Source organism: Phyllobacterium sp. P5_D12 (assembly GCF_054049495.1).
Genome location: NZ_JBFUMG010000494.1, coordinates 1 through 3,326 on the forward strand (window position 1 = coordinate 1; position 3,326 = coordinate 3,326).

Genomic DNA, 3,326 nt, shown 5'->3' on the forward strand with positions numbered 1-3,326 from the left:
TCCCAACAGATCACGCGCCAAGCAAATATCCTCGCCTTTAACGACGCTTTCCTGCTAGTTGCCGGAATATCTTTTGGTGCTCTTGTCATGCTTTTAGCACATACGTCTACCCGAGCGCTTCTCGCTCGCCGACATTCCCCAGCAACCGTTCCAATAAGTTGACGATGTATGTCCAGTTATCGCCGCCATTTCGCAACGTTGATCGCAATCGCCGTCGGTATCTCAGGCCTGGTCATTGTTCTCTATGCTTGGCGATTGCCGCCGTTCAGGAGCGATGTCGAGATAACGGAGAATGCCTATGTCAGGGGTTACGTCACGCTGATCAGCCCGCAGCTTAGCGGTTATATCATTGAGGTGGCGGTACAGGATTATGCGGAAGTTGTGGAGGGTCAGCTTCTGGCCCGGATAGACGATCGGATTTTTGCTCAGAAGCTCGATCAGGCCAAAGCGACACTGGCAAGTGAACAGGCTGCGCTGGACAATTCGGCCCAGCAACAACGCGCGGCCGAAGCGCGCATCGCCTCAAGCCAGGCGCAGCTTGACAGCGCTACCGCCGTCTCACATCAGGCCCAGGCCGATTGGGCGAGAATCGACCCCTTGGCGCGCCGGGGCGTCATGAGCAAGAGCGATGCCGATCAGAGCGAAAGCGCCAAGCAACAGGCACAGTCCCTGGAATTGCAAGCCAAGGCCGCCCTTGAAGTGTCGCGGCAGGATCTCGAAACCATCAAGGTGAGCCGCGGCTCCTTGGAGGCGGCCGTCGCCGGAGCTCAGGCGGCTGTGAAGCTGGCCGAGATTGATCTGGCCAACACGCGGATCCTTGCCCCTCGAAACGGGCGGCTCGGCGAGGTTGGCGTGAAGCTTGGACAATATGTTGCCGCGGGAACGCAATTGATGGCGATCGTTCCACCGGACGTATGGGTAATTGCCAACTTCAAGGAAACCCAACTGACGAACATTACGCTCGGTCAACGCGTTAGTTTCACCGTCGACGCTCTAGACCGCAGGCGAATGACGGGGCACGTCGAGGCCTTTGCCCCGGCGGCAGGGTCCGAGTTCAGCATAATCAGGCCGGACAACGCGACTGGCAATTTCACCAAGATCGCACAGCGCATTTCAGTCCGCATTGCAATCGACTCCGACCAGGAACTCGCTAAGCAGCTGGTGCCAGGAATGTCAGTGGTGGTCAGAACCGAATCTAAGGAAAACTAAAAGCAATTCAGACCTCGCATTTAGAGTTCCGCCTCAATTGGCCCGTCAGCAGCGGGAGCAGGGGACTCGCAAACTCGATGTGCTGTGGGGCGTGTACTCGTAAACGAGGATCGGTTGGGACAACGTGGGACATAGATTTGCCGATCACAAGACGGCCCCTAGGAGGCATTCATCGCTTTAAATCCTCAACCATGGCAGCGCCTACTTCGGCTATCACGCGCAGGCTTGCTGCTGCACCAGTCGGGCTTGTCGTTTCACGCACTTCGCCCGGGCCCACATCGTTCAACTCTGGCTCATAGCCATCTAAGCCTCGAACGGACAACCTCCGTTAAAAATGACATCTAGGAGACTTTGGAGGCGACAGGTGCGAGAGCTTGCCCGTATCGAACGATCAAGCGGCTTCCTTTGGTCAGAAACGGGCGCTCTATCCAATGGAACGAGGCAGCGGCCACACTGATCGTAAGCAGCAGTTCGAGGTTGATTGTCACTCCGCTTGGCAAATCCAGGGACTTCAGGACAAGCAAGATGGGATAGTGCCAGAGATACATGCCGTAGGAGATCCGGCCGATTCCAACGAGCGGCTCAAGTGTCAGGACGGTATGGGCGAACTGTCCGGCGACTGCCGAAGCGGCTGCAGCGATCCAAATGGCCGCGACCGCAGCAAAAGCGGTAAATCCCCAGATCAGGGACCATTCGCCGTTGTTGCCAAAAAGCACGAACAAATATCCAACCAGGGAGGCCGACCAGAAAAGCCAAGGCGACCACACCTGTCGCAGACCCGGCAAAAAGGCAAGCAGGCAGCCAACCAGCAAGGCATCCGCACGGGTGTCGAACCCGTTGTAGATTCGCGCACCCGGTGCATGCATCGCCTCCAGCGCGATCCGCCATCCGAGCACGGTCAGAATAAGGGCAAGGGTCGCGAGCGGTGCGCCACGGCGCCCGGTCTTGGCGAGCAGGGCCGAAAGCACAATTGGCCAAATCAGATAGAATTGCTGCTCCATAGCGAGCGACCAGGTGTGTGCAAGAACGGTATCGGGTCCCAATTCGAAGGCTCGCGCCCAGTTCATTGTGTAAGTCGCGGCAAATCCAATGGCCTCCAGAACATCGTTTCGGATTTTGGTAAAGAGCGCCGCAAATGCGAGACATGCGAGAAAGACATAGAGCCCCGGCGCCAGCCGCCTCACGCGCCGCAACCAAAAGCGCGGCATGTCGATCCTGCCGCAATTTTCCCACTCAGCGAGCAAATTCGACGTGATCAGATAGCCGCTCAGGACGAAGAACAGGTCAACGCCGATATAGCCGCCAGGAAAACGATCGTAAAATGTGTGGAACACAATCACAGTCAAGACAGCGATTGCGCGCACGCCGTCGAGCGCAGGAACGTAATTCATCAAAAAGCCTTGGTGCTAAAAATCGCATGCAATAGTAATTCCGCGAATTTGCACCGGGCTCAGGCATTTTGACAAGCCGAATCTTGCAGGACAGCAGAAATTCGCTCCAAGCCATGCAGAGCGGATCCTGTCTCCGCCTCTACTGCGGGGTAGAGCTGAAATCGCTGTCGAGACCACCCGATATCGTAGGCTTCGATTGCGGAGGAGATGGGACGTACCTAAGCCGGTAAGCCCAATTCAGGCCCGTCTGGCTTCGGGGATGACTGCGATCTCCTTGGAGAACATCACCACGGCAAAGATCAATACGCCAGCGAAAACGACAAGCGATCCTATCCCGACGAGCGGTTCCAACTGGACATTGCCCAGTTCCATGAAATAGAGCGCCGGCAGCATGAAGATCAGACCAAGCGCATAGACCACATAATGAACCATGGCCAATCTCTTGACTGCCTTGGAGGGGTTGAGTGCGTAGTACCCACCGAAAATGGAACAGGAAACCCAGCCCAAGAGGTTGAGATGTGCATGAGCAGCGATCACCGTATGGTTTCCGGACATTCCCATTTGCAGGCCCATCGCGAGTCCGATCAGAAGACATATGATGGCCGTCTTGAAGAAAAGCTGAGAAATCTGTGGCATTTGGCTCCCCCTGAACCAGAATTCAATGATGCCGCGCACAATACACGCGAGCGACAGTGGTTTCCAGCAAGCTCAGTTAAGCATTAAGAA

General features: G+C 56.2%; 3 protein-coding genes. 1 reads left to right on the forward strand and 2 read right to left on the reverse strand.

The window, feature by feature from the left end; all coding sequences use genetic code 11:
• Positions 1 to 168: 168 nt before the first annotated feature.
• Positions 169 to 1,209, forward strand: a complete 1,041-nt coding sequence (locus tag ACXJ5O_RS22365) for an HlyD family secretion protein (protein ID WP_457301813.1) — start codon at positions 169 to 171, stop codon at positions 1,207 to 1,209.
• 341 nt (positions 1,210 to 1,550) lie between these two features.
• On the opposite strand, the gene ACXJ5O_RS22370 is transcribed toward ACXJ5O_RS22365, so the two are convergent.
• Together ACXJ5O_RS22370 and ACXJ5O_RS22375 are read right to left on the reverse strand one after the other, a co-directional pair.
• Positions 1,551 to 2,600: an acyltransferase family protein gene (locus ACXJ5O_RS22370; protein WP_457301814.1), complete on the reverse strand. Its 1,050-nt coding sequence runs from the start codon at positions 2,598 to 2,600 to the stop codon at positions 1,551 to 1,553.
• Positions 2,601 to 2,837: 237 nt separating this feature from the next.
• Positions 2,838 to 3,236, reverse strand: coding sequence for a hypothetical protein (locus ACXJ5O_RS22375; RefSeq protein WP_457301815.1), 399 nt, complete (start codon positions 3,234 to 3,236; stop codon positions 2,838 to 2,840).
• Positions 3,237 to 3,326: the final 90 nt, after the last annotated feature.

What these genes read in the sequence shown, in the direction of transcription:
- ACXJ5O_RS22365 (WP_457301813.1), top strand. Translation starts at nt 169, where the DNA reads ATGTCCAGTTATCGCCGCCATTTCGCAACGTTGATCGCAATCGCCGTC.
- ACXJ5O_RS22370 (WP_457301814.1), bottom strand. Translation starts at nt 2,600, where the DNA reads ATGAATTACGTTCCTGCGCTCGACGGCGTGCGCGCAATCGCTGTCTTG.
- ACXJ5O_RS22375 (WP_457301815.1), bottom strand. Translation starts at nt 3,236, where the DNA reads ATGCCACAGATTTCTCAGCTTTTCTTCAAGACGGCCATCATATGTCTT.